This window comes from Kribbella ginsengisoli (genome assembly GCF_039537185.1).
GTDB lineage: Bacteria > Actinomycetota > Actinomycetes > Propionibacteriales > Kribbellaceae > Kribbella > Kribbella koreensis.
The window spans coordinates 896,840-919,146 of the sequence record NZ_BAABAA010000002.1; the positions used below are offsets into that span (position 1 = coordinate 896,840).

At 67.3% G+C, this 22,307-nt stretch carries 24 protein-coding genes; 6 read left to right on the forward strand and 18 right to left on the reverse strand.

All coding sequences use genetic code 11. From position 1 onward, the window contains the following. Positions 1 to 277 precede the first annotated feature (277 nt). From ABD768_RS11665 to ABD768_RS11720, 12 genes are all read right to left on the reverse strand, one after another. Entirely contained in the window at positions 278 to 1,318 is a 1,041-nt protein-coding gene (locus tag ABD768_RS11665; protein WP_343976256.1) for an LLM class flavin-dependent oxidoreductase, read from the reverse strand. Continuing rightward, complete coding sequence (locus tag ABD768_RS11670) at positions 1,315 to 2,094, reverse strand: DUF1684 domain-containing protein (protein ID WP_344840148.1); 780 nt, start codon at positions 2,092 to 2,094, stop codon at positions 1,315 to 1,317. Before ABD768_RS11670 ends, ABD768_RS11665 begins: the two co-directional genes overlap by 4 nt. Then, positions 2,091 to 3,209: an LLM class flavin-dependent oxidoreductase gene (locus ABD768_RS11675; protein ID WP_344840150.1), complete on the reverse strand. Its 1,119-nt coding sequence runs from the start codon at positions 3,207 to 3,209 to the stop codon at positions 2,091 to 2,093. Before ABD768_RS11675 ends, ABD768_RS11670 begins: the two co-directional genes overlap by 4 nt. Beyond that, positions 3,199 to 5,109, reverse strand: a complete 1,911-nt coding sequence (locus tag ABD768_RS11680; RefSeq protein WP_344840153.1) for an FAD/NAD(P)-binding protein — start codon at positions 5,107 to 5,109, stop codon at positions 3,199 to 3,201. Before ABD768_RS11680 ends, ABD768_RS11675 begins: the two co-directional genes overlap by 11 nt. Next, positions 5,106 to 6,419 carry an NtaA/DmoA family FMN-dependent monooxygenase gene (locus tag ABD768_RS11685; protein WP_343976245.1) on the reverse strand — a complete coding sequence of 438 codons (1,314 nt, stop codon included), beginning with the start codon at positions 6,417 to 6,419 and terminating at the stop codon, positions 5,106 to 5,108. Before ABD768_RS11685 ends, ABD768_RS11680 begins: the two co-directional genes overlap by 4 nt. Further along, positions 6,416 to 7,471: an LLM class flavin-dependent oxidoreductase gene (locus tag ABD768_RS11690; protein ID WP_344840156.1), complete on the reverse strand. Its 1,056-nt coding sequence runs from the start codon at positions 7,469 to 7,471 to the stop codon at positions 6,416 to 6,418. The genes ABD768_RS11685 and ABD768_RS11690 overlap by 4 nt, the downstream gene beginning before the upstream one ends. After that, positions 7,468 to 8,523, reverse strand: a complete 1,056-nt coding sequence (gene ssuE / locus ABD768_RS11695) for an NADPH-dependent FMN reductase (protein ID WP_344840159.1) — start codon at positions 8,521 to 8,523, stop codon at positions 7,468 to 7,470. Before ssuE ends, ABD768_RS11690 begins: the two co-directional genes overlap by 4 nt. 19 nt (positions 8,524 to 8,542) lie before the next feature. Further along, on the reverse strand, positions 8,543 to 9,502 hold the full coding sequence (locus ABD768_RS11700) for an ABC transporter substrate-binding protein (protein ID WP_344840162.1): 960 nt from the start codon (positions 9,500 to 9,502) through the stop codon (positions 8,543 to 8,545). A 9-nt stretch (positions 9,503 to 9,511) separates the two neighbouring features. Further along, entirely contained in the window at positions 9,512 to 10,462 is a 951-nt protein-coding gene (locus ABD768_RS11705) for an ABC transporter substrate-binding protein (protein WP_344840165.1), read from the reverse strand. Beyond that, entirely contained in the window at positions 10,462 to 11,214 is a 753-nt protein-coding gene (locus ABD768_RS11710; protein WP_486327390.1) for an amino acid ABC transporter ATP-binding protein, read from the reverse strand. Before ABD768_RS11710 ends, ABD768_RS11705 begins: the two co-directional genes overlap by 1 nt. A 5-nt stretch (positions 11,215 to 11,219) precedes the next feature. Beyond that, positions 11,220 to 12,206 carry an amino acid ABC transporter permease gene (locus tag ABD768_RS11715; protein ID WP_344840168.1) on the reverse strand — a complete coding sequence of 329 codons (987 nt, stop codon included), beginning with the start codon at positions 12,204 to 12,206 and terminating at the stop codon, positions 11,220 to 11,222. Positions 12,207 to 12,325: 119 nt separating this feature from the next. Further along, a complete protein-coding gene (locus ABD768_RS11720; RefSeq protein WP_343238371.1) occupies positions 12,326 to 12,412 on the reverse strand; it encodes a putative leader peptide in 87 nt (28 codons plus the stop codon). A gap of 338 nt (positions 12,413 to 12,750) precedes the next feature. On the opposite strand from ABD768_RS11720, the gene ABD768_RS11725 reads away from it, so the two are divergent. Continuing rightward, complete coding sequence (locus ABD768_RS11725) at positions 12,751 to 13,656, forward strand: M23 family metallopeptidase (RefSeq protein WP_343976224.1); 906 nt, start codon at positions 12,751 to 12,753, stop codon at positions 13,654 to 13,656. Positions 13,657 to 13,680: 24 nt separating this feature from the next. Here ABD768_RS11725 and ABD768_RS11730 read toward each other — a convergent pair whose 3' ends face one another. From ABD768_RS11730 to ABD768_RS11740, 3 genes are all read right to left on the reverse strand, one after another. Continuing rightward, the gene (locus ABD768_RS11730) at positions 13,681 to 14,169 is read right to left on the reverse strand and encodes a GNAT family N-acetyltransferase (protein ID WP_344840171.1); all 489 of its coding nucleotides are present in this window, start codon (positions 14,167 to 14,169) and stop codon (positions 13,681 to 13,683) included. Between the two features lie 155 nt (positions 14,170 to 14,324). Next, positions 14,325 to 15,488 (reverse strand): sensor histidine kinase, encoded by a 1,164-nt coding sequence (locus ABD768_RS11735; protein WP_344840174.1) that lies wholly within the window; start codon positions 15,486 to 15,488, stop codon positions 14,325 to 14,327. Then, the gene (locus ABD768_RS11740) at positions 15,485 to 16,147 is read right to left on the reverse strand and encodes a response regulator transcription factor (RefSeq protein ID WP_343976215.1); all 663 of its coding nucleotides are present in this window, start codon (positions 16,145 to 16,147) and stop codon (positions 15,485 to 15,487) included. Before ABD768_RS11740 ends, ABD768_RS11735 begins: the two co-directional genes overlap by 4 nt. Before the next feature lie 88 nt (positions 16,148 to 16,235). On the opposite strand from ABD768_RS11740, the gene ABD768_RS11745 reads away from it, so the two are divergent. Next, positions 16,236 to 16,874, forward strand: a complete 639-nt coding sequence (locus ABD768_RS11745) for a M15 family metallopeptidase (RefSeq protein ID WP_344840177.1) — start codon at positions 16,236 to 16,238, stop codon at positions 16,872 to 16,874. A 27-nt stretch (positions 16,875 to 16,901) separates the two neighbouring features. On the opposite strand, the gene ABD768_RS11750 is transcribed toward ABD768_RS11745, so the two are convergent. Then, a complete protein-coding gene (locus ABD768_RS11750) occupies positions 16,902 to 17,300 on the reverse strand; it encodes a hypothetical protein (RefSeq protein ID WP_344840179.1) in 399 nt (132 codons plus the stop codon). Between the two features lie 34 nt (positions 17,301 to 17,334). Next, the gene (locus tag ABD768_RS11755; RefSeq protein WP_344840181.1) at positions 17,335 to 18,120 is read right to left on the reverse strand and encodes an alpha/beta fold hydrolase; all 786 of its coding nucleotides are present in this window, start codon (positions 18,118 to 18,120) and stop codon (positions 17,335 to 17,337) included. Between the two features lie 236 nt (positions 18,121 to 18,356). Here ABD768_RS11755 and ABD768_RS11760 point away from each other — a divergent pair, with 236 nt between their 5' ends. From ABD768_RS11760 to ABD768_RS11775, 4 genes are all read left to right on the forward strand, one after another. After that, the gene (locus tag ABD768_RS11760) at positions 18,357 to 19,076 is read left to right on the forward strand and encodes a GbsR/MarR family transcriptional regulator (RefSeq protein ID WP_344840184.1); all 720 of its coding nucleotides are present in this window, start codon (positions 18,357 to 18,359) and stop codon (positions 19,074 to 19,076) included. Positions 19,077 to 19,119: 43 nt separating this feature from the next. Then, positions 19,120 to 20,064: an aldo/keto reductase gene (locus ABD768_RS11765; protein ID WP_344840187.1), complete on the forward strand. Its 945-nt coding sequence runs from the start codon at positions 19,120 to 19,122 to the stop codon at positions 20,062 to 20,064. A 170-nt stretch (positions 20,065 to 20,234) separates the two neighbouring features. Beyond that, positions 20,235 to 20,693, forward strand: coding sequence for a helix-turn-helix domain-containing protein (locus tag ABD768_RS11770; protein WP_344840190.1), 459 nt, complete (start codon positions 20,235 to 20,237; stop codon positions 20,691 to 20,693). Between the two features lies 1 nt (position 20,694). After that, entirely contained in the window at positions 20,695 to 21,246 is a 552-nt protein-coding gene (locus ABD768_RS11775) for a VapC50 family PIN domain-containing toxin (RefSeq protein ID WP_344840193.1), read from the forward strand. 516 nt (positions 21,247 to 21,762) lie between these two features. Here ABD768_RS11775 and ABD768_RS11780 read toward each other — a convergent pair. After that, positions 21,763 to 22,287: a GNAT family N-acetyltransferase gene (locus tag ABD768_RS11780; RefSeq protein ID WP_343976196.1), complete on the reverse strand. Its 525-nt coding sequence runs from the start codon at positions 22,285 to 22,287 to the stop codon at positions 21,763 to 21,765. Positions 22,288 to 22,307: the final 20 nt, after the last annotated feature.

The window sequence follows — 22,307 nt, forward strand, 5'->3', positions numbered from 1 at the left end:
ATTACACGGTCTCCCGCCCCGATGTGAAATCGGGGAAGAAGCGCCTTGCAGGCCCCTCGTTCCGACCAGAGAAGCATACCGGTTCCCGGGAGTGCTTCCGACCAGTTTTAGCCCCAGTGTCCTGCGTCCGGCGCTGGTCGAGTGATTGCGGTGTCCAGGTGCGTGCAGCGCGGTGCTGGAGGAGCGTCCTCGATGCGGAGCATCGTGGATGCTTCGCCAGTGCCGCGAGGTGCGTGCCTGGGCGCCGCAAGCGCCGACCAGCGCCGGACGCAGGACACTAGTTCCAGACCCGACTGGGGTACGTCGCGCGGAGTACCGGTATGACCTCGGTCACGAAGGTCTCGACGCTGGCCCGGTTCTCCTCGTCGGACAGCCCGGAGACCTCCAGGGAGACGCCGGACAGCTCGTGCCCGAACGCCTCCTGGTACCGCCCGAACTTGTCGATCACCTGCTCCGGCGACCCCACCAGCACCGACCCCTGCTCGAGGAACTCCTCCAGCGTCGTGAACGGCAGCTTGTTGTGCTTGGCCCCCGGTGAGTCCATGAACGCGTCGAAGATCGGCCGGTACCCCTCCACCGCCTCCTGCGAGCTCTTCTTCACGTACAGCCCGTTGAACCCGGCCCCGACCACCGCATCGGCCGGGTCATGCCCGTACGCCTCCCAGCGCTCCCGGTAGTGCCGGATCAACCCTGCGTACTTCTCCATCGGGTGGAAGCCGTTCGCCGAGAACAGTGGCTCTCCCCACTTCGCCGCGAGCTCCGTGGACTCGGTAGACGACGCAGAGCCGTGCCAGATCGGCAGCGGCGACTGCAGCGGCCTCGGTTGAGTAGTGGCATCCACAAGCGAGGGACGGTAGGTACCGGACCAGGACACCGACTCTTCCCGCAGTAGCCGCCGCAGCAGCTCGTACTTCTCCCTGTTCCGGTCCCACTGCCCGTCGACGTCGTACCCGAACAGTGCGTTCTGATCCGGGTCGTTGCCCTTGCCGATGATGATGTCGAGCCGCCCACCCGACAGCTGGTCCAGCGTCGCGTAGTCCTCGGCAACCCGCACCGGGTCCAGCAGCGACAGCACGGTCACCGTAGTGAGTAGCCTGATCCGGCTGGTCGACGCAGCGATGTAGGAGAGCACCACCGGTGGCGAGGACGAGATGAACCGCTGCGCATGCCGCTCACCCACCCCATAGGCGTCGAAGCCCAGCTCCTCCGCCCACTGCGCTTGCCGGACCACGTGCTGGAACCGCTCGGACGTCGAGAGCTGGCGACCGCTGATCGGGTCCGGCGAGTTGTCGATCAGCGTGTACGTACAGAACTTCACCGGGGCTTCTTCTCCCCCGCTGTGACGGCTACAGCCAACTGGTTCCCAGTGACCGGCGCTGGGCAGGTGCCGTAGTCGGTGAAGGCGTAGGGCAGGTTGATGGTCCGGTTGAAGTCCACCACCACACTCCGGTCGGCCTGCACCGGTCCAGTGGTCACCGTGCGCCAGGGAGCCGTCTCGCCCCCATTGGTCTCGTCATGGAACGACAGCGACACCTTCCCCTCCCCCGCCGCAGTCGCCACCAGCTCGTACGCCGAATCGCCCAGCGCCAGGTGAACCGTCCCAATGGCCGTCACGTGCTGTCGAAGGTCAGGCCGGGCAGTAGCGACTTCAACCCGCACAGGCTCCTCGTACGGGCTGAAGTGACCGGTGACCACCCAGGACGGGTCCACCGCAAAGGTGGGCACCCCGCTGAAGCCGGCCCGGGTAGCGGCGCGTGGGTCGCGCTGGCGGATCGCGTAGCGGCCTCCGCGGAGTACTAGCTCAACCAGCTTGTCCCCATGGAGCAGCCAGCTCAGCGAACCAGCCTCGGCGACGCTGGCCGAGACAGTGCCCTCCAACGGCTCTCCATTGAGCGTCAGGCCGTCAGCTGCCCTCACATGCGCCAGTCCGTCAGCAGTCCACCACTCACCGGGCAACCCCGGGAGCGCCGACGGCGAAGCAGGCAACCAGTTGAAGGCGACGATGGTGAGCCAGCCATAGTCGGTGTTGAGGTCCTGCTCACGCAGGGTGTGCCAGGTCTGCCAGTCCTGTTCCTGCGAAGTCGTGATGGTCATGAGGCCAGGTCCTCTCTGGTGGCGTTCTCGCGGCGGGCGACTTCCTCGCGGACGAGCGGGATCACGTAGCGGCCGAAGTCGACGGCGTCGTCGTAGATGTCGTAGCCGCGGGCGGAGAAGATCCGTACGCCGAGGTCGTAGTAGTCGAGCAACGCGGCGGCGACGGTCTCCGGCGTACCGACCAGTGCGGTGGAGTTGCCGCCACCACCGGTCAGGCCGGTCGGTGCGGTCCACAGCGCGCGATCGTGCCGCTCGCCGGCCTCGACCGCCTTCAACAGTCGCTGGGAGCCTGCGTTCTCCGGCGTCTTGCGCGGATCGCGGTACCGGCCGCGGGCCGCTCCGCCGCCGGCCTGCGCGTCCTTGATCCGGCCGAGGATCCGCTCCGCCTTCGCCCAAGCCAGTTCCCCGGTCTCCGCCAGGATCGGCCGGAACGCGATCTGGATGGTCGGCCTGTCGACACGGCCGGCCTTCGAAGCCTCCGCGTCGATCGTGGCCAGCTGTTCCTTGGTACCGGCCAACGGCTCGCCCCACAGCGCGAAGATGTCCGCCTCGGACGCCCCGACAGCATAGGCAGCCGCCGACGAGCCACCGAAGGAGATCCGCGGCCGGGGCTGCTGCAACGGCTTGATGTCCGCGACGAACTGCTCGAACTGGTAGTGCTTGCCGGCGAAGTCGAAGCGCTCGTCCGAAGTCCAAGCCTGCTTGAGGATCTGGATGAACTCGCGCGTCCGGCCGTACCGATCGTCCTTGGCCAGGAAGTCACCCTCCGCGGCCTGGTCGGCCGTCGACCCACCAGTGATCACGTGGACTTCGAACCGCCCGCCACTGAGGTGGTCCAGCGTCGCAAAGGTCTTCGCCGTCAACGTCGGGTAGGCCACGTTGGGCCGATGCGCCACCACCAGGTTGATCCGCTCGGTCTTGCCCGCCACGTACGCCGCGACCTGCGACGGGTCGGGCGAACCCGAGTGGTAGGCGAACAGGATCCGGTCCCACCCGTTGTCCTCATGGGCCCTGGCGAGCTTGGCGGTGTACTCGAGATCGAGGGCGCCACCGGTTCGCGGCGTGACCTCGCTGGCCGGGTTCGTCCCGGCGATACCGAGGAACTCAACTGGCATGACGTCGACCTGCTTTCTCGGACTGAACAGCGACGAGCTGAAGGAGTTGACGGGCGACCGCGTCGTTCTGGCGGAAGCCCGGACCGTTGAAATGTGGGCGGGAGAAGCCCGACGAACCGGCCGAGCCGGACACCGAGGGGCCGAGCAGGAACAGCGATGGATGGACCGAGCCGTCGGCCTTGATCGCGCGGCATTCGCCATCGGCTTTGAGTTGGCCGCCGCCCAGGCTCGTACCGTCGGAGGCGATCAGCTCGTCGGCGGCGAGCAGACCTGACTCGAGCAGTCCTTTCAGCAAGGGATCCGGAGTTGCGAGGACATCCGGCCGCGGCAGGCGGGCTTCCACGAAGGCGCGTGCCTCGATCTCCCTCGGCAGGGCCGGGCTGGAGGCGACGAAGCGGTCGTTGCGTAGGGCAACCTCCAGCGATGGGCCGGCGAAGCGGACCAGGCCGGCTCGGTGCAGGGCGAGCAACTCCTCCAGGCGGCGCGGTGGCGGACCGCTGGCCACGAAGGAGAAGAAGCCGTGCCACTCGGTCTCGACGTGCCGGACCCGGTCCTCGTCGGACAGCAGGCCGGCCGTGATCGCCACCGAGAGCACGCTGTAGACGCTCAGCAGTGCGTTGAAGACGGCGAGATCGGCCGAGAAGGTGGGATCGGCCCGGCGCAGCAGGTCGTCCTCGATCAGCCGCACCAACTCCCGGTCCAGCGACTCCGGATCGTCGAAGGTCAGCCCGGCCAGTGGCCGGTCGATGGCTGCCAGCACGAAGCGATCCTCGACAGCGGGGACGGCCTCGTTGACGGCAGCGATGAATTCGGGTGAGGACGGCAAGGTCCGGTCGAGCACCCCGAAGAACTGTTGCCATGGCCAGGCAGTTCGTTCCGGATGGGCCAGGAAGAGCTGCTGGTAGTGGGCGAAGGTCAGTTCCTTCTCGACCAGCGGCTGCACCTGGGTGACGAAATCGAGTGGCTCGGTGCCCAACGCCTCGGCTGTCAGGTACCGGGTGGGGACGGGGGTCGTGCCGGGGACGGTGTAGCCGAGTTTGGCGTGGTACGGGACGCCGCGGCGCGAACCGACGTACAGGATCGGTTCGCTGCCGGAGGGGTTGTACTCGAGCCGGCCGCTGCAGCCGTCGTACCAGCCGCCGCGGCCTTCGGTCAGCAGGACCATCAGGTCGACGAACGCCTGGCCGAAGCCGCGCACGATCACCGGCTCGGCCGGGCGCAGCTCGCTCAGGTCGACGTCGGCGGTGTAGCCGGGCGGGATGTAGGTCAGACCGGCTGACGAGGCGGAGTCCGCCAGCGCCGCCTCGTCAGCCGTCGGCACCCGGTCGAGATACCCGAGAGCGAGTACGACGAGGTCCGCCTCCAGCACCTCCCCCGATGCCAGCTCCACGCGGTTGCCCCACCCCGAGGTCAGCGACACCGCCCGCTCGAGATGCGTTGTCACCGTCACCCCCGCCGGCAACGACCGCACGACCCGATCCCAAACCCAGCTCAAGTACTCCGCCTGCAACAACCGCGGCGGAAAATCCATCGGCCCGGTCGTCTCCAACCCGGCTTCCTCCAGCAGCGTCGCCCCCACCCCGTTGGCCCAGGTAGCCAAATCCGGCCCCGGCACGATCGGCCCCTCACACACCACCGACTCGTCGGTGAAGATCGTGACGTCGGAGGCCATCGAGTTCATCCACAACAACCGCGACTGCTCCCGCCGCCAAATCCGCCCCCCACCCGCCGGATACGGATCGACGACGTGGATCTCCACCTCGCGATCGCCGAGCAATTCCTCAGCACTCGCGGCGAATCGCTCGAGCAGACCAACCGTCCTCGGCCCACCCCCGACGAAGACGATCGTCGCCGGGTCCGCGAGAGGACGATGCGGGTGAAGAACAGTCGGCGTGGTCATGCGTCGAGTCCGAGGTGGTGGCGAAGCGTCGTACCGGTGTATTCGGTGCGGAGGACTCCTCGTTCCCGCAACAACGGGACGACCGTGTCGACGAAGTCGTCCAGGCCGCCGGGGGTCAGGTGGGGGACGAGGACGAAGCCGTCGGCGGCGTCTTCCTGGACGTGGCGGTTCATCGCGGTGGCGACTGTTGATGGGGAGCCGATGAAGGTTTGGCGGTTTTGCTGGTTGATGACCGTTTGGCGGAGGGACCAGCCGTGAGCTTCGGCTTGGGCCCGCCATTCGGCGACGATGGGGGCCGGATCGTTGTAGCCGACGCGGCCTTGGGTGACAGCTGAGCCGACGACGGGGTCCTCGGCGGGTAGCGGGCCGTCGGGGTCGTAGGAAGAGAGGTCCCGGCCCCACAGGAGTTCGGCCAGGACGATCGCGGTGGGTCCGGAGACCTGCTGTTCGCGGATGTACTGCGCCTTCTCCGCCGCCTCAGCATCGGTAGCGGCGACGACAACTGTCACCGCAGGCATGATCTTCAGTGAGTCCTCGGACCGCCCGTACTGCGGCAGCCGCGCCTTCACGTCCTTGTAGAACGCCTGCCCAGCCTCGAAACTCCCATGCCGGCTGAAGATCACATCCGCGCCCTCAGCCGCGAAGTCCCGACCCTGATCGCTGTCCCCCGCCTGAATCACCACCGGATGCCCCTGCGGCGAAGGCGGCAACCCAAACCGTCCGCGGATGGAGAAGTGGGCGCCCTCGTCCGCGAAGGCCCCAGCGCCCTCACGAGCGAAGACCCCACCGTCCTGGTCCAGCACGAGTTCCGACGACCAGGAATCCCACAGCTTCCGGACCACCCGCAGCGCCTCCCGCGCCCGGACATACCGATCGCTCTTGTCCAGATATCCACCGCGCCGGAAGTTCTCGCCGGTGAACGCGTCCCACGAGGTGACGACGTTCCACGCCGCTCGACCGCCCGACAGATGGTCGAGCGTCGCGAGCCGCTTGGCCAGCTCGTACGGCTCGTTGAAGGTCGAATTCACCGTCGCCGCGAGCCCGAGATGCGTCGTCACCGCCGCCAGCGCACTGAGCACAGTCAGCGACTCCGGCCGCCCGACCACATCGAGATCGTGGATCTGCCCCTTCACCTCCCGCAGCCGCAATCCCTCGGCCAGGAAGAAGAAATCGAAGGTCCCCCGCTCGGCCGTCTCCGCCAACTGCCGGAACGACGCGAAGTCGATCTGCGATCCCGATTCCGGATCCGACCACACGGTCGTGTTGTTGACGCCCGGAAAGTGCGCCGCCAGATGGATCTGCTTCGTCATCGCCCACTCCCCGCATACCGATTGGCCGGCCGCTTCAACCCGAGCCGGTTCCGCAGCGACGTCGCGCGCTCCACCGCCGGCCCGAGCAACCGCCGCTCCCGCAGCAACGGCACCAGCTGCTCCGCGATCACCGGCACGTCGAGCTCGAGCGACGCGGGCCGCAGATGGATCCCATCCACCCCAGCCGCGTTCCAGCCCTCCACCAGATCGGCCAACTCCTCGACACCACCGGCGTAATCAACCCCAGCGGCCGGCCCGTCGCCGAGCGCCACACTCACCGAGAGCAGCACCCGCGGCGTCAGACTCGCCGCCCGTACCTCCGCCAGCCGATCGTCGAGGCCAGTTGCCCCCGGCAACAACACCAGATCCGCATCCGCCCCGGCTTGCAGCGCCTCAGCAGAACTCAGCCGTACTGCGACCAGCGGGTGCCCCTGCGGCGGCCGCGGCACGATCGACGGCCCCTTGATCGAGAACGCCGGCGAGCTGTAGTCGACGTAATGAATCCGATCCCGATCGATGAACCGCCCAGTCGGCGCATCCCGGATGATCGCATCGTCCTCCCACGAGTCCCACAGCCGGCGACTCACATCGACGACATACCGAGCCTCCCGCCAGGTGTCAGCAGCCTCCGCCGGCTCCCGGCGCCCGATGACCGCAGCCGCCTCAGCGCTGGTCGAGACCTCAGCAAGCCACCCCGCGCGCCCCGCGGACACGTAGTCGAGCGTCGCAACCGACGCCTGCACGTGGAACGGCTCCGTATGCGTGACCGTCACCGTCGGAATCAACCCGATCCGATCGGTCGACGGCGCAATCCGTGCAGCCAACCCCAACGCATCCAGCCGCGCACTGACCCGCGACGGCTCATCAGCCGGAGCCTCCAACGTGTCCACGAAGGTCGCGAAGTCGATCCCCGCCGCCTCCGCCCGCTGGACCGCACGCAAGGCCAACTCCCCCGTCAGAATCGCCGACGGATCGACCGAGGCCCCTCGCCAAGCATCAGGATGGCTACCGGCGCCATCGATCTCGATCGCCGTGATCAGTCGCCGGCTCATGACGCCACCTGCAAGCTCACCGGCAGGTTCTTGCTGAACGGCAGCGGCCCGATCGACTCCGGATCGGCGTCGACGTCGAACTGCGGCTCGAACCCGGCCGCCAGATACAACGCACTGGCCTCCGGCTGCCGCGGCCCGGTGGTCAGGTACAACCGCCGGTACCCGAGATCGCGCGCCACCACCTCCAACTCGGCCAGCACCCGCCGGCCGAGTCCTTGCCGTCGATGCAGGTGTGAGGTCCACATCCGCTTCACCTCCGCGGTCTCGTCGTCGTACCGGCGAATGGCGCCCCCGGCAACGGTCTGCCCGCCGTGCCGGAGCAGGACGAACGAGCCACCGCGCTCGGCATGGAAGTCCGACGGCGGTACTTCGGTCAGCAGGATCTGGTCGTTGCTCCGCCCGTACCGAGTGCTGTACTCGACCACCAGGTCGGCCAGTAGGGGCGCGGCCTCCGGGTCCTCGGGCCGTACCCGGACAACCTCCAGCGCCGAAGGCTGGACCGGCAGGCTCTCCACCACCTGCTGGCCTTCCACCGTGGACAGGAACGCCTCGGTCACCTGATAGAGCGGCACCGACGCCTCCGGGTCGAGCAGCAGTCCGCCCCCGTCGTACAGGCGGATGTGCGACGACAACACGAACCATCCCTGCCCGATCGAGCCCGCGCCGAGGCTGGTGAGCACCGGCCGGAGCGCGTAGTCGATCACCAGCACGTGAGCCGGCGATCCGCCCGTTGCCAACGGCAACACGGGCTTGCCCCGCAACGCGTACTGCGGGAGCAGGTCGAGGAACACCTTCAGCAGTCCCGCGTACGCCGCCTTGTAAACCGGCGTCGTCACCACCACCGCGTCGGCGGCGGCCAGGGTCTCGACCGCGCGCGCGATCGCCGGGTCGTCGGCCTGCCCCCGCAGCAGCGGCGTGGCCGGCAGGTCGCGCAGGACGATCGGCGTAACCCGATGCCCGTGGCTGAGCAGCCGCTTCGTCACATAGGAGAGCACCGCGTCGGTCCGGGACACGTCGGACGGACTGCTGGAGATGGTCGCGATAGTTGCCATGAGCCCCTTGCTCCTTCTCTCACTTCTGCTTGTTCTTCGGCAGTCCAGGCGGGTTCACCAGCGACTTCTGCACGCCCTCTGCCTCCAGGTGCCACTTGGCCAGGACCTTCGCGTAGCTGCCGTCCGCGATCGCCGCGTTCAGCGCGTCCGCGAAGGGTTTGGCCAGCCCGCTGCCCTTCTTGGTGGTCACCCCGACCAGCCCCTGGATCGGGTAGCTCGACGAGACGGTGCCGACGATCTCGGTCTTGCCCGACGTGGCCACGTGGTAGGTCGCGGTCGGGTTCGGGCCGAGGTACAGGTCGATCCGGCCGGAATCCAGCGCGAGGTAGTAGTCAGTCGCCGATTGGTAGTACTTCGGGGTCGCGGGCTTCAGGCCCGCGGCGACGTTCTGCTTGTTCCAGTCGAGCAGGATCGCTTCCTGCAAGGTGCCCGAGCTGACCGCGACCGTCTTGCCGGCGATGTCGGCTGGCTTGCCGATCTTCCAGCCCGACCCCTTCTTCGCCTCCCAGGCGTGCAGCCCGAGCCGGTACGTCGCGAAGTCGTACTTCTCCTTGCGCAGCTCGGAGACGCCGATGTTGGAGATACCGGCCTGGTACTTGCCGGAGTCCAGCCCGAGGAAGAGGTTCTCCCAACTGGTGGTCTGGATCTCCACCTGCAGCCCGAGCACGCTCGCGACCAGGTAGGCGAAGTCGATGTCGACCCCGACCGGCGTCTTGTTGTCGTCGGCCGTGAACGCCAGCGGCGGCAACCCACCACCGGCCGAACCGCTGCCGACGACGAGCCTCCCGCTCTCCCGTACGGAGGCGGGCAACTCGGCCGCGATGCTGTCCACCTTGGCCGACGTGATGTGTGACTGCCCGGCCGAGGTGTCGAACGCGATCGCCGAAGCGTCACTGCCCTTCGGCGCCTCGGCGACCGGATCCGCGCAGCCTGCCAGCGCCAGCAACAGCACGCCCAGACCAGCAAATGCTTTCTTCATCGAAGGTCCTCAGCTCGTGATCGGAAGGCCGGGCGGATTGATCTCGGACTTGCCGACCGCTTCGTTCGACACGTTCCAGCGGGCCAGCACCTTGGCGTAGCTGCCGTCCGCGATCGCCGCATTGAGAGCAGCCTGGAAGGCCTTCACCAGCCCGCTGTCCTTCTTCGTGGTGGCCGCGATCAGCCCCTGCAGCGAGGCGCCGGCGCCGGAGAACTTGCCGATCGTCTCGGTCTGGCCGCTCGTCTTCACGTGGTAGGCGACGCTCGGGTTCGGCCCGAAGTACGCGTCGATCCGGCCCGACGAGAGCGCCAGGTAGGTGTCGGACGCGCTCTGGAAGTACTTGATCGAGGCGGCCGGCAGACCGGCCTTGAGGTTCGCCTCGTTCCAGTCGACCAGGATCTTCTCCTGGTTGGTACCACTGCCGACCGCGATCGTCTTGCCGGCCACGTCCTTGCCGCTGTCGACCTTCCAGCTGCCACCCTTCTTCGCCTCGAACGAGATGTCGTCCTTGCGATAGGTGGCGAAGTCGTACTTCTGCTTGCGCTTCTCGGTCACCGTGATGTTGGAGAAGCCGACGTCGTACTTCGCGGAGTCGAGCCCGACGAACAGGTTCTCCCAGCTGGTCACCTGGAAGTCCGGCTTCAGCCCGAGCTCGCTGGCCACCAGGGTGGCGATGTCGATCTCGATGCCGATCGGGGTCTTGTTGTCATCGGCAACGAAGCCGAGAGGCGGCGTACCGACCGTTCCACCGATCACCAGGGTGCCGCGCTCGCGAACCTTGGCCGGCAGCAGCGCGGCGGCCGCATCGTTCTTCTTCGCCGCCACCACCCGGTTCTGTTCGGGCGCCGTATTGATGCCACCGGTGTCGGCGGCGGCGTTCTGGGTATTCACCGGATCTGCACCGCAGGCCGCCAGGAGAGCTATCGGCAGCAGGGCGACGGCGAGCAAGGATCGTTTCATCAGAGAACCTTGGAGATGAAGGCGCGGGTGCGCTCGTGGGAAGGGTTGTCGAGAACTTCGTGCGGTGGGCCGGACTCGACGATCACGCCGCCGTCCATGAAGACCACCGTGTCGGCCACCTCGCGGGCGAAGCCGATCTCGTGGGTGACGACGACCATCGTGGAGCCGTCCCGGGCGAGCTCCTTGATCACGTCGAGCACCTCGCCGACCAGCTCGGGGTCGAGCGCGCTGGTGGGTTCGTCGAACAACAGCACCTTCGGTCGCAGGGCCAGAGCCCGTGCGATGGCTACTCGTTGCTGTTGCCCGCCGGACAGCTGGCGCGGGTAGACATCGGCCTTGTCGCCGACTCCGACCCGGTCCAGCAGTTCCCGCGCGACCGGCTCCACCTCGCGACGCTTGCGGCGCTGCGCCGAGACGGGGGCCTCCACGACGTTCTGCAGTGCGGTCAGATGCGCGAACAGGTTGAAGTTCTGGAAGACGAACCCGACCTGAGAACGCTGGTGCAGGATCTCCCGCTCACGCAGCTCGTGCAGCTTGTCGCCACGCCGCTTGTACCCGATCAGCTCACCGTCGATCCGGATCAGGCCACGATCGACCTTCTCCAGGTGGTTGATCGACCGCAGCAGCGTCGACTTGCCCGACCCCGACGGCCCGAGGATCACCGTCACCGTGCCGGCCCGGACCTCCAGGTCGACCCCACGCAGTACCTCCAGCGTGCCGAAGCTCTTGTGCACGCCCTTGACGTCGAGCATGGCGGTCATGAGCCGACCCCCACTCCGGGTCGTGCCGCGGCCCTGGCCTGGATGGTCCGCCAGGTTCGGCGGATCCGCTGGATCGGGGTCGGTGGCAACGACCGGCTGGTACCGCGGGCGAAGTACCGCTCGAGGTAGAACTGCGCGATCGACAGCACCGTGGTGAGCACGATGTACCAGACCGTCGCCACCATCAGCAGCGGAACGACCCGGCTGTTGCGGCCGTAGATCACCTGCACCTGGTAGAAGAGCTCCGGGATCGCCATCACCGAGACGATCGAGGTGCCCTTGAAGAGCTGGATCACCTCGTTCGCGCCGTTCGGCAGGATCGAGCGCATCGCCTGCGGCAGCACGATCCGGAAGAACTGCCGGCTGCGCGGAATGCCGAGTGCGGCCGCCGCCTCCGACTGCCCCTGGTCGACCGAGATGATGCCGCCCCGGATGATCTCCGCCGCGTACGCCGCCTGGTGCAGCGCAAGCCCCAGTACTGCGGCGCCGAGCGGCCCGAACAGGTTGTTCGTGCTGAACCGCACGAACTCCGGTCCGAACGGGATCCCGATGCTCAGCTCTTGGTACAGATAGGCCAGGTTGAACCAGAACAGCAGCTGGACGATCAACGGGATCGAGCGGAACACCCAGATGTAGCCCCAGGCAACTACTTGCAGGAACGGGCTGCTGGACAACCGCATCGTCGCGATCACCGCACCGAGCGCGAAGCCCAGAACCGTTCCGTACAAGGTCAACTGCAGCGTCACGGCCAGAGCCGAGAAGATCGTCCTGGTGGTGAAGAACTGGAAGAACGTCGGCCAGTCCCAGCCCGGATTGGTGATCAGGCCGTGCGCGAACATGGCCAGCAGCACCAGGACGACGGCGACACCGACCCAGCGCCAGGGGTGCCGGCGCCCGATCACGGGCAGGTCGGCGTCCAGCAGGGCAGGGCTGTCAGGTGGATCGGCGGCGGCGGTCGCCGAGGTCAGCGAAGTGGTCGACACAGTTGAACTCCCGGGCGGCGGGCAGGCAGGGGTGACGCCGGTACCGGCAGGAGCTGCGGGCACGGCGCTGCGGACGGTCGGACCGTCGTGACAGTGGAAGAGGTGGCTCTAGAGAGCTGTCAGAGCAGACACAGGGCGCTGGAGACGCGCTGCAGGTCGATGTGGAGACGGTAGAAGGCGAGTTCACGCCGGGCTGGTTCTGTCATCACCGTCTCCTTTCTTCGGGCCTGGTGATCCCAGTATGCGAGGACATTGAAAGGGAAGTAAGTCGGTAGACAAACCTCTCATATTCTGGACGCTCCATAACGGTTCCGGAGGCCCCTGAGGAGCTGTGACTCGGGTGATCCCGGTCACGGCATCATTCAACTACTCATTGGTCACTTTTACGCCTGGGCGGCGACGGATGGCGCGGATTCCGTCACCGTGGGTAGCGGGATTCGGTGATCTGATCGCAATGCGCGTTTGAGGAGTCCGTGACCTCCTCGTTATGGTCGATGGGCCGCTGGGGATGACCCTGGCGGCAACTCGACTCTGGAAGGCTCTCGTGTCCCCTCACCATGACGTGTCGGAAGCAGGACGTACGGCACCTCGTCGTACTCCGGCCGGCGCGCGTCGGGTGGCGAAGCACCGCCTGACCCGCCGTACTTCCGTCCGTGGCGTCCAACTGGTCGGCCTGACGGCTGCCCTCGCGGCCGCCGCCGGCACCAGTGCCGTCGCCCTCTCCCCCTCAGCTGGTCCGGCCAACGCCGGGACCAGCGCCACCGCAGGCCAGCTCGAAGCGATGACCGCAGCCCGGGTCGAGCGCCGTGACCTCGCCTCGCGAGACGCGTCGCGCTTCGATCTGTCGCTCGCCTCCACCCGCAAGGCGCAGATCGACGCGGCCGCCGTCGCCAAGGCTCGTCAGGCGAAGCTCACCGCGAACGCAACGCTGACCGCCCGCCGCGCGCTGGCTCTGTCGGCCGCCAAGGCACAGGCCGCGGCCAAGGCCAAGGCGCTCGCCAAGGCAGCCGCTGCGGCGAAGGCCGAGGCTCTTGCCAAGGCTGCGGCAGCTCCCAAGGTCGTGCTGCCGACGACCGGCTACCACCTGACGGCCGGCTTCGGCCAGGCAGGCGGACGCTGGGCCAGGAACCACACCGGCCTCGACTTCGCGGCCCCACTCGGTACGCCGATCCGCTCGGTGATGGCGGGTGAAGTGATCCAGGCCGACTACGAAGGCGCCTACGGCCGTCAGGTGAAGGTCCGCCACGCGGACGGCACCGTCACGTCGTACAGCCACATGTCGGAGTTCGACGTCTCGGTCGGCGACACGGTCAAGGCCGGCGACCAGGTCGGCGCGATCGGCGTCACCGGCAACACGACCGGGCCGCACGTGCACTTCGAGGTACTGCCCGGCGGCGGCGACCCGATCGACCCGAAGCCGTGGCTGCGGGAGCACGGGGTCAACCCGTAATTCCCTGTCTCAGCGGGCCCTGGCTCAGAGGTCCTTGGCCAGCGTCAGCTTGTCGACATACTGGCCCTCGATCACGAACTCACGTGGGTGGGTTCCTTCGAGAACGTAACCGTGGCGCTCGTACAGCCGCCTTGCGACGGTGTTCGTACCGTGCACATTCAAGGTGATCTTGCGGGCGCCGCGGCGCGTCCCTTCCTCGGTCGCCGCGGTCAGCAGGATGGACCCGATGCCCCGGCCCTGCGCCTGTTTGGCGACCGCGACCCCATTGATCGACAGCACGCCGTCGCCCTCGGGGAACGTGTACTTGTCCTGTAGCCGGAGATAGCCCAGCACCTCGCCGTCGTCCTCGGCCACCAGATGGGCGTCCGGCCCACTCCGTTCGTTGAAGAACGCGTCCTTGTCCGCCGGCGTCATCGACGGAAACCCCGACGACGCGTCCCACACCGTCAACTCGATCGCCAGCAGCGCCGCCTCGTCACCCTCGACGGCCCGCCGCACAGTCACCTCACCCATACCCCAATCCTCACCCACCCCAGGTCCACCGAGCTGTGGGCCGCCCCGCTCCCGGCCCACCCTGGCCAACTTCGGTTCGGCTGCTGCGGGCTCTCCCGCTGCTTTCGAGCGCGCCTGCCGAGCCAACCCAGGCGGAGCGGCGCGCGCGCTTGGCTTCAGAAGGTCGTGTGCGGGGTTGGAGTCGCGGGGCGCAGGTGGACTGAGGCTGTGAGTCCGCCTACCGGTCGAGGGGCTAGGGACAGGGTGCCGCCATGGGCGGTGGTGATGGCGGCAACCAGGGCCAGGCCCAAGCCGTGGCCGCCGCCGGAGTGTTTGGCGAGGCGGGCGCCTCGGGCGAACGGTTCGGCGAGGGTGGCGACCTTCGCCGGGTCGATGACCTCGCCCGTGTTGACCACAGTCAGCCGGCCCGCCTGCACGGTCAGCTTCGCCGTGCCGCCGACGGGCAGGTTGTGGCGGATGGCGTTCTGGCCGAGGTTGATGATCAGTTGGTGCAGCAGCGTCTCGTTGCCCTCGACGATCGAGCCCTCGATCGACGTGCTCAGCTCGACGCCGGCCGCCTCCGCCTCGGGCTGCAGCTCGGCGACCGCCTGCCGCGCGATCGACGCGAGGTTGACCGGCTCCAGCTCGACCTTGCGATTGCCGAGCGCCGCCAGCGCCAGCAACGCCTCGACGATGTCGATCCCCCGCTGATTCGTCTCGTGCAGCCGGCGCGCCAACTCCCGCACGTCCTGGTGATCCGGATCCGCGATCGCCACTTCGAGCATCGTCTTCATCACCGCATGCGGCGTCCGCAGCTCATGCGACGCGTTCGCCGCGAACCGCCGGTACTGCGTGAACGCCCGCTCCAACCGCTCGAGCATCTCGTCGAACGTGTCGGACAGATCCGTGAACTCGTCCCGCGGCCCACCCAGCCTGATCCGATGATCCAGCGACCCGTTCGCCGCCAGCCGCGCCGCCGAGGTGATCTCCTGCAACGGCCGCAGCATCCGCCCGGCGATGATCCACCCGGCACCCATCCCGATCGCGGCCAGCAACGCCAACGCATACAGGGTCAGCTTGACGACGGTGTCGAGGATCTCGCCGCGCGTCGCCACGGGCGTCTGGTCGCGCGGGTTGGCCGCGGTCAGCGGGTAGTTCGGTACGAACCGCATCACCGCGTAGATGATGACGCCGATCACGCCACCCGCGAGCACGAGCAGCAACGCGTAGCTCAGCGTCAACCGGAGCCGCACGGTCAACCGCGGCCGCCAGCTCATCAAAGGCTCAGCCGGTACTACGGGACGCCCGGGACCTGCCGGTACGGCGGGCGTAGTACTCATGAATCGCCGATCCGGTAGCCCACGCCCGGCACGGTGTGGATCACCCACGGGTCGCCGAGCCGCTTGCGCAGCGTGGAGATCGTGATCCGGACCGTGTTGCTGAACGGATCCGCGTTCTCGTCCCAGGCGCGTTCGAGCAGTGTCTCGGCGCTGATCACTCCACCCTTGGCCGTCATCAACACCTCCAGGACAGAGAACTGCTTGCGGGTCAGCTTCACGTAGCGCCCGGACCGGTAGACCTCCCGCCGGAACGGATCGAGGCTGACCCCGGCGTACTCGAGCACCGTCGGCGCCGACTCAGCCGGCCGCCGGGCCAGCGCCCGCAGCCGGACAACGAGCTCGCGCAGCTCGAACGGTTTGGTCAGGTAGTCGTCGGCGCCCACCTCGAAGCCGCTGATCTTGTCGTCGAGATCCCCGGCGGCGGTGAGCATCAGGATCCGGACCGGCAGTCCCTCGGCGAGGATCCGGCGGGCCACCTCGTCACCGTTCGGCGGCGGGATGTCCCGATCGAGCACGACCACGTCGTACTCGTTGATGCTGATCGACTCCAGCGCGGTCTCGCCGTCGAAGGCGAGGTCGGCCGCGATCGCCTCCAGCCGCAGCCCGGCCCGGATCGCCTCGGCGAGGTACACCTCGTCCTCCACGACCAGAACCCGCATGACCACCATTGAAGCAGGCCGGACGTATCGAAAACGTATCCGGAAACGTTGACGCTCCGGCAACGTCGTGAACTGTGCACTGAATGGCATGATCCCTGACGAACTCGTTGCCACTCGCAAGAAAATGCGCCGGCTCAACGTGCTGGTCGTGGTGGCGATCGTGGTCGCGATCGCCTGCTTCGCCCTGGCTGCCTGTACCTCGGTCGACGACACCCACTCCTCGACCTCGGAGCCGGCCGGCTCTGGCGCCCCGGATCCGGTGAAGTCCACCAAGCAGCACCGTGGCGATCCAGGGCCGGAGGACGGCGTACTGCCGGACAACGCCTCGCCGTTCGACACCTCGTTGCCAGGGGTGGCGAAGCTGAATCCCGACCTTCTGAAGGCGATCCAGGATGCTGCCCGCGCTGCCGAGAAGGCGGGGATCAAGCTGCATCTGACGACCGGGTGGCGGAGCAAGGAGTACCAGGAAGAGCTGCTGGAGAAGGCGATCAAGCGCTACGGCAGCCGGGAGAAGGCCAGCGAGTACGTCGCTACGCCGGAGGAATCGCACCACGTCACCGGCAATGCGGTCGACGTCGGGCCGACCGACGCGGACGACTGGCTGAATCGCAAGGGTGCGCGGTTCGGGCTCTGCCAGACGCTGGCCAACGAGATCTGGCACTTCGAGCTGGCCACGACGCCGGGTGGGACCTGCCCACCCATGAAGAGCACGTCCAGCAGCAGGTAGCCGCTGGACGTGCTGTCTCCTGGGATATCACGCGGCGTCGAGTGCACCGGTGATCTTGCGGGCCATGTCGGCCAGTACCGGGCTGGGCTCACCGAGGTGGGTCTGCGACGCCTCGATCGCCAGGACGACGGTGCTGCGGAAGTTGTCGGCCTCGGCCGGGGCCTGGTCCTTGAGCAGTGTCATCGCCGCGGTCAGGGCCGGCAGGACGTTGTCGGCCAGCTCGGCGACGGTCTTGCCGCTCAGGTTCATGCCCTTGGACTTCTCGTTGAGGACGTGGCCGACCAGGCCGGTCGCGGAGGTGAGGGCGATGGTGCCGTCGGTAGCGACCTTGTGCGGCTTGCTCGCGGCGGCGGCGATCAGCGAGACGGCGCCGTACGCGGCGGTACGGAGGGTGTTCTTGTCCTGGTCGTTCAGGGTGATGGTCATGGCGTTTCTCCTTGGCTGGTTGGTGTCTTGCTGACTAGTTGTTGTTGAGCTGCCGGGCGGCCGCGATGGTTTCGCGGACTGCCTGGGCGACGGCTTTGAAGTCCTTCTTGAGGATCTTCGAGTGGTTGCTGGGGACCTTGGCGCTGACCTGGATGTTCGGGTTGCGCTCCAGCACCGGGTCGAGGGAAGCCCGCGCGGCCTCCATCTCTTCCTCGCCGCCACCGAGGTTGGACCCGGTGGCCAGCACGTACCGCACCGGGCAGGTCACCTGGTCGAGCTCCACGTCCACCGAGTCGACGATCTCGTTGATCTCGATGTTGACCTCGGCGTGCATCGCGGCACTCATCCGCGCCGCCATCCCGAACGGCCGGGCCAGCGGGAGGACGAACCGCATCTTGTGGAAGAGCTTGCGGATCCGCTCCTGCCCTTCCTCGCCGGTCAGCCCGTACGGCATCGCGCCGTCGACCATGACGACCCCGAGCACCCGGTCCGGGTGGCGGGCCGCCCAGTGCGCCGCGATGGTCGCGCCGTACGACCAGCCGACCAGGATCGGCTTCTCCACGCCGGTCGCCTCGAGGATGGCGTCGAGGTCCCGCAAGGTCCCCTCGAACGAGTAGTCCGCCGACTGCTTCGACTTGCCGCGGGCCCGCTCGTCGTACGCGATGTGCCGGTACTCGTTGCCGAGGGCCTCGATCACCGGGCGCCACGGCCGCTGGTCCGCGTACGCGCCGTTGAGGTACACGATCGCCTGGCCGGAGCCGCCGCTGTCCGTCATCGCCAGCGCCGTGTCGTCGACCGGCACCATCTGCATGTTTCCCATCACGATCTCCTAGCGCTCTTGTGTTCAGGAATCTCCGAACAAGAAGAACGCTACATTGCGTTCAGAGATCACGCAACACTGATTTCACGCTCTTTCGCCTTATTTTTGGCTTGTTTGGGCTTGCTTTGCAATGAGTCTGATCGTAAACGCAATGGCCTCTCCGGCGTTGCGTTGCAATGGCCTGAGGGTGAATGCATACTTGGCGGACGTCCGACAGCGACAGGAGACCAGTACCGATGCCCGGAGGCAGACTCACCGAGGAGGACCGGCGGCTGATCGCCGCGGGCCTGGCCGAAGGACTCGGCTACGCGGAACTCGGCCGGCGCCTGGACCGCCCCGCTTCGACGATCATGCGAGAGGTCACCCGCAACGGCGGCCCCGACAACTACCAGGCCGACCGCGCCCAGCAGGACACCAGCACCCGCGCCCGCCGCAACAACCAGCCGCAGCCGCCGGCGCCGGCCCCCACCGACAGCAGCTACGGTCGTGACCCCAAGGCTGTCCAGGAGTTCACCGAGTCCTTCACCGACCTCCTGGTCCAGCAGGGCCTCCCCAGAATGGAAGCCCGGGTGATGGCCTGCCTGCACATCACCGACTCCGGCGCCCTCAGCGCCGCCGACCTGGTCCAACGCCTCCGCGTCAGCCCTGCCTCGATCTCCCATGCCGTCGGCTTCCTGGAACAACAAGGCATGCTGCTCCGCCGACGCGACCCCGGCGAACGCCGGGAGCGCTACGTCATCGACGACGAGATCTGGCTGCGCAACCTGCTCGCATCCCTCCAGATGAACAACGCCCTGATCGCCGCTTCCCGCCAGGCCGCCACCCTCTTGGGCCCCACCACCCCTGCGGGCGACCGCTTCGACAAATCCGCCGAACTGTTGACCTTCGTCAGCGAGGCCCTGCAACAGGCGATGGAGAAGTGGCGGGAACACCTGACAACCCGCGCGAAGCCGTAAAACCCCAGGTCTGCCGCAAGGCCGGACAGCTAGGTTTGGCGTCATGACCCTGCAGACGCGTCCCCTCGGTTCTTCCGGTATCGACGTCACCACGATCGGGCTGGGCGCCTGGCAGCTCGGCAAGTCCTCGAGCTGGCCGACCGGTCCCGACCCGGACGAGGCGGTGCGGATCGTGCACGCCGCCCTGGACGCCGGGGTGAACTTCATCGACACCGCCCCGGCGTACGCGGACGGCCAGAGCGAACTGAACGTCGGCACCGCGCTGCAGACCGTCCCCCGCGACCAGGTCGTGCTCTGCACCAAGGTCGGCCCGACCCACGACGGGCGCGCCGACTGGTCGGTCGACGCGATCGCGACGTCGGTCGAGGGCAGCGCCCGGCGGATGGGCGTCGACCATATCGACATCGTCGTCCTGCACAGCCCGCCGCCGGAGGTACTGAACAGCGCCGACCACTACGCCGCTCTGGAAGCCCTGCGCGACAAGGGTCTGATCCGCGCCTTCGGCGCCTCGGTGGACTGGGACCGGGACGTCCGGACCGTCCTGACGAACACCAGCTCGCAAGCCCTGGAGGTCCGGATGTCCGCACTCTTCCAAGAAACCTGGCCGAGCATCTCCGAAGCCCCCACCCACGGCGCCGGCGTCGTCGTCAAGGTCCCCCTGGAGTCCGGCTGGCTCTCGGGCCGGTACGACGCGCGCAGCACCTTCACCGACGTCCGCTCCCGCTGGTCTCCCGACGACGTAGCCCTCCGCGCCGGCCTGGTAGACGAACTCCGCGCCCTACTCCCCTCCGGCGTATCCCTGGTAGACGCCGCCCTCCAGTTCCTCCTCGCAAACACCGGCGTCACCACCGTCATCCCCGGCACCCGCTCGATCACTCACCTCCAATCCACCATCGCTGCAGCCTCCAACCCCCTACCCACCGATACCGTCCAAGCAATCCGCACCTGGTACACCGACCGCCTCGGCACCCACCACCTCGACTGGTGATGACGCCGACCGTGGTTCCCCCACGCAATCTCCGACGGCTGCTCCTCCGTCGCTAGCTCATGCCCCAGACAGTGGACCGCTGACAACGGTTGCGTTTGCTGCGTTTATTGCGGATACTGCATTTGTCGATCACCGTTGAAGACCGGCGATCGACCAGAGGAGGAGAAGCTATGGGCAGCCCAGAACGGGCAGACGCACAACCGGACGCGGCTCAAGTTCATTCTGCCGACATCGCCATGCGCAGAGTGAAGCGCTACCTGGCCACTCACGCCGAGGAAGGTGAAATTCGCCTGACCGTCGGCGGCGATCCCGACGACACATTGGCTGTTCCGCGCAGCGTCGTAGAGCTGCTGGCCAAGGTCCTGGCTCACATGGCTACCGGCCAGGCCGTCTCCGTGGTCCCCGCACACGCTGAGCTGACGACCCAACAGGCAGCCTCCCTGCTGAACGTCTCTCGGCCCTATCTCATCGGCCTCTTGGACGCCGGCGAGATCGAGTACCGCAAGGTCGGAACACATCGCCGGGTGCGGGTCGACTCCCTGATGGACTACAAGCGCAAGGATGATCGCGAGCGCCGCGACGTCGCCGACGAGCTGACCGAGCTCAATCGGGAGATGGGTCTGTACTGACGTGCCGTTCATCGTTGTCTACGACGCCAACGTGCTCTATCCCAACAGCCTTCGTGACCTGCTGATCCGAATCGGACAGGCTGACCTGGTTCAGGCGAAATGGACCGACAAGATCCTCGACGAGACCTTCCGGAACCTCAAGATCAATCGGCCAGATCTTGACCCGGCGAAAATCGAACGCACCCGTCGGTTGATGAACACGGCCATCCGCGACGTCATAGTCACCAACTACGAACCTCTGATCGATGCGCTGGACCTGCCGGACCCCGATGACAGGCATGTCCTTGCAGCGGCGATCAAAGCGCGCGCCCAGCTGATCGTCACTGACAACCTGAAGGACTTCCCCCAGGCCAAGCTCACGCCCTGGAACGTCGAGGCCCGCAGCGCTGACGATTTCGTGCTGGATCTGATCGACTTGAACCGGCCCGCCGTCTACGCCCAGGTGCAACGTATGGCCGACGCTCGACGAAACCCACCAGGCACAGTCGACGACGTTCTGACTTCGCTCGACCACAACGGACTGTTGGGCAGCGTCGCCGCACTACGGGCCTAAGGCCCTCCGCGAGGACTTCAGAGCGGGAGAGGGATGACGACTCATACGCACCGGATCGACATCGCTGGTGAGGTTGTCATCAAGACGTACGTCGACTGGGCGCGCGACGAGCATCTGCGCGAGTGGAGCGCGTTGCAGCTGATCTCTGCCGCGAAGTCTCATCTGGCGCCGACGCCGATCGAGTTCGTACCGCCGAGACCACAGCCGTCGATCGCCATGAGCCGCCTTCCGGGTGAGCCGTTGGGCGGGTCCTTGACCGGAGAGCAACTGCGGGGGCTTCAAGTTGCCCTGAGCGAGCTCTGGTCAATCGCTCCGACTGGTCTGGAGCCCGTCGACTACACGGCCTTCGTCGAGCGGGTTCGGCGAGGGAACTCGTCGGGCGAACAATCTCTGGGACGGGAGTCAGGTCCGCATCATCGACTTCGAGGATGCGGGCCAGAGCGATCTCACCATCGAGCTGGCCAACCCGGCCGGGACTGCCGAGCTTCAGGCCGAGCGGGTGCTCGGGTTGCTTTCTTAGGTCGGCTCGGTGGGTGGGTCGTCGGTGGTGGCCAAGGGGCGTTGGGTCCAGTGGACGTCGTGCCAGGCGTTGTGTTTCCAGCCTATTTTTCGGTAGGTGCCGATGGGTTCGAAGCCCAGGGCTGCGTGGAGGCCTTCGCTGGCTGGGTTGGGGAGGGTCATCCCGGCGACGGCGGTGCGATAGCCGCGGGTGGTCAGGCGGTCGAAGAGGGCTTCGTACAGGGCTCGGCCGCCTCCGGTGCGGCGGCGGCCCAGCTCCAGGTAGATGCTGACTTCGCAGGACCACCGGTACGCCGCTCGCGGCTTCATGACTCCGCCGTACGCGTAGCCGACGACCGTGCCGTCGTCATCCTCGAGGACCAGCCACGCGTGGGTTCGCGTGGCCGTCTCGATTCGGGTGGCCATTTCGTCGACCGACGGCGGGTCGAGTTCGAAGGTGATGGCGGTGTCACGGACGTAGGGCGCGTAGATCGCCGCGCAGGCTTCGGCGTCCAGTGCGGTCGCATCGCGAATCTTTCCCATGCCACGATAGTAGCCATACA

What these genes read in the sequence shown, in the direction of transcription:
- ABD768_RS11710 (WP_486327390.1), bottom strand. Translation starts at nt 11,214, where the DNA reads ATGCTCGACGTCAAGGGCGTGCACAAGAGCTTCGGCACGCTGGAGGTA.
- ABD768_RS11745 (WP_344840177.1), top strand. Translation starts at nt 16,236, where the DNA reads ATGATCCCTGACGAACTCGTTGCCACTCGCAAGAAAATGCGCCGGCTC.
- ABD768_RS11690 (WP_344840156.1), bottom strand. Translation starts at nt 7,471, where the DNA reads ATGAGCCGGCGACTGATCACGGCGATCGAGATCGATGGCGCCGGTAGC.
- ABD768_RS11730 (WP_344840171.1), bottom strand. Translation starts at nt 14,169, where the DNA reads ATGGGTGAGGTGACTGTGCGGCGGGCCGTCGAGGGTGACGAGGCGGCG.
- ABD768_RS11780 (WP_343976196.1), bottom strand. Translation starts at nt 22,287, where the DNA reads ATGGGAAAGATTCGCGATGCGACCGCACTGGACGCCGAAGCCTGCGCG.
- ABD768_RS11670 (WP_344840148.1), bottom strand. Translation starts at nt 2,094, where the DNA reads ATGACCATCACGACTTCGCAGGAACAGGACTGGCAGACCTGGCACACC.
- ABD768_RS11720 (WP_343238371.1), bottom strand. Translation starts at nt 12,412, where the DNA reads ATGACAGAACCAGCCCGGCGTGAACTCGCCTTCTACCGTCTCCACATC.
- ssuE (WP_344840159.1), bottom strand. Translation starts at nt 8,523, where the DNA reads ATGGCAACTATCGCGACCATCTCCAGCAGTCCGTCCGACGTGTCCCGG.
- ABD768_RS11675 (WP_344840150.1), bottom strand. Translation starts at nt 3,209, where the DNA reads ATGCCAGTTGAGTTCCTCGGTATCGCCGGGACGAACCCGGCCAGCGAG.
- ABD768_RS11770 (WP_344840190.1), top strand. Translation starts at nt 20,235, where the DNA reads ATGGGCAGCCCAGAACGGGCAGACGCACAACCGGACGCGGCTCAAGTT.
- ABD768_RS11705 (WP_344840165.1), bottom strand. Translation starts at nt 10,462, where the DNA reads ATGAAACGATCCTTGCTCGCCGTCGCCCTGCTGCCGATAGCTCTCCTG.
- ABD768_RS11750 (WP_344840179.1), bottom strand. Translation starts at nt 17,300, where the DNA reads ATGACCATCACCCTGAACGACCAGGACAAGAACACCCTCCGTACCGCC.
- ABD768_RS11765 (WP_344840187.1), top strand. Translation starts at nt 19,120, where the DNA reads ATGACCCTGCAGACGCGTCCCCTCGGTTCTTCCGGTATCGACGTCACC.
- ABD768_RS11685 (WP_343976245.1), bottom strand. Translation starts at nt 6,419, where the DNA reads ATGACGAAGCAGATCCATCTGGCGGCGCACTTTCCGGGCGTCAACAAC.
- ABD768_RS11760 (WP_344840184.1), top strand. Translation starts at nt 18,357, where the DNA reads ATGCCCGGAGGCAGACTCACCGAGGAGGACCGGCGGCTGATCGCCGCG.
- ABD768_RS11735 (WP_344840174.1), bottom strand. Translation starts at nt 15,488, where the DNA reads ATGAGTACTACGCCCGCCGTACCGGCAGGTCCCGGGCGTCCCGTAGTA.
- ABD768_RS11755 (WP_344840181.1), bottom strand. Translation starts at nt 18,120, where the DNA reads ATGGGAAACATGCAGATGGTGCCGGTCGACGACACGGCGCTGGCGATG.
- ABD768_RS11700 (WP_344840162.1), bottom strand. Translation starts at nt 9,502, where the DNA reads ATGAAGAAAGCATTTGCTGGTCTGGGCGTGCTGTTGCTGGCGCTGGCA.
- ABD768_RS11680 (WP_344840153.1), bottom strand. Translation starts at nt 5,109, where the DNA reads ATGACCACGCCGACTGTTCTTCACCCGCATCGTCCTCTCGCGGACCCG.
- ABD768_RS11740 (WP_343976215.1), bottom strand. Translation starts at nt 16,147, where the DNA reads ATGCGGGTTCTGGTCGTGGAGGACGAGGTGTACCTCGCCGAGGCGATC.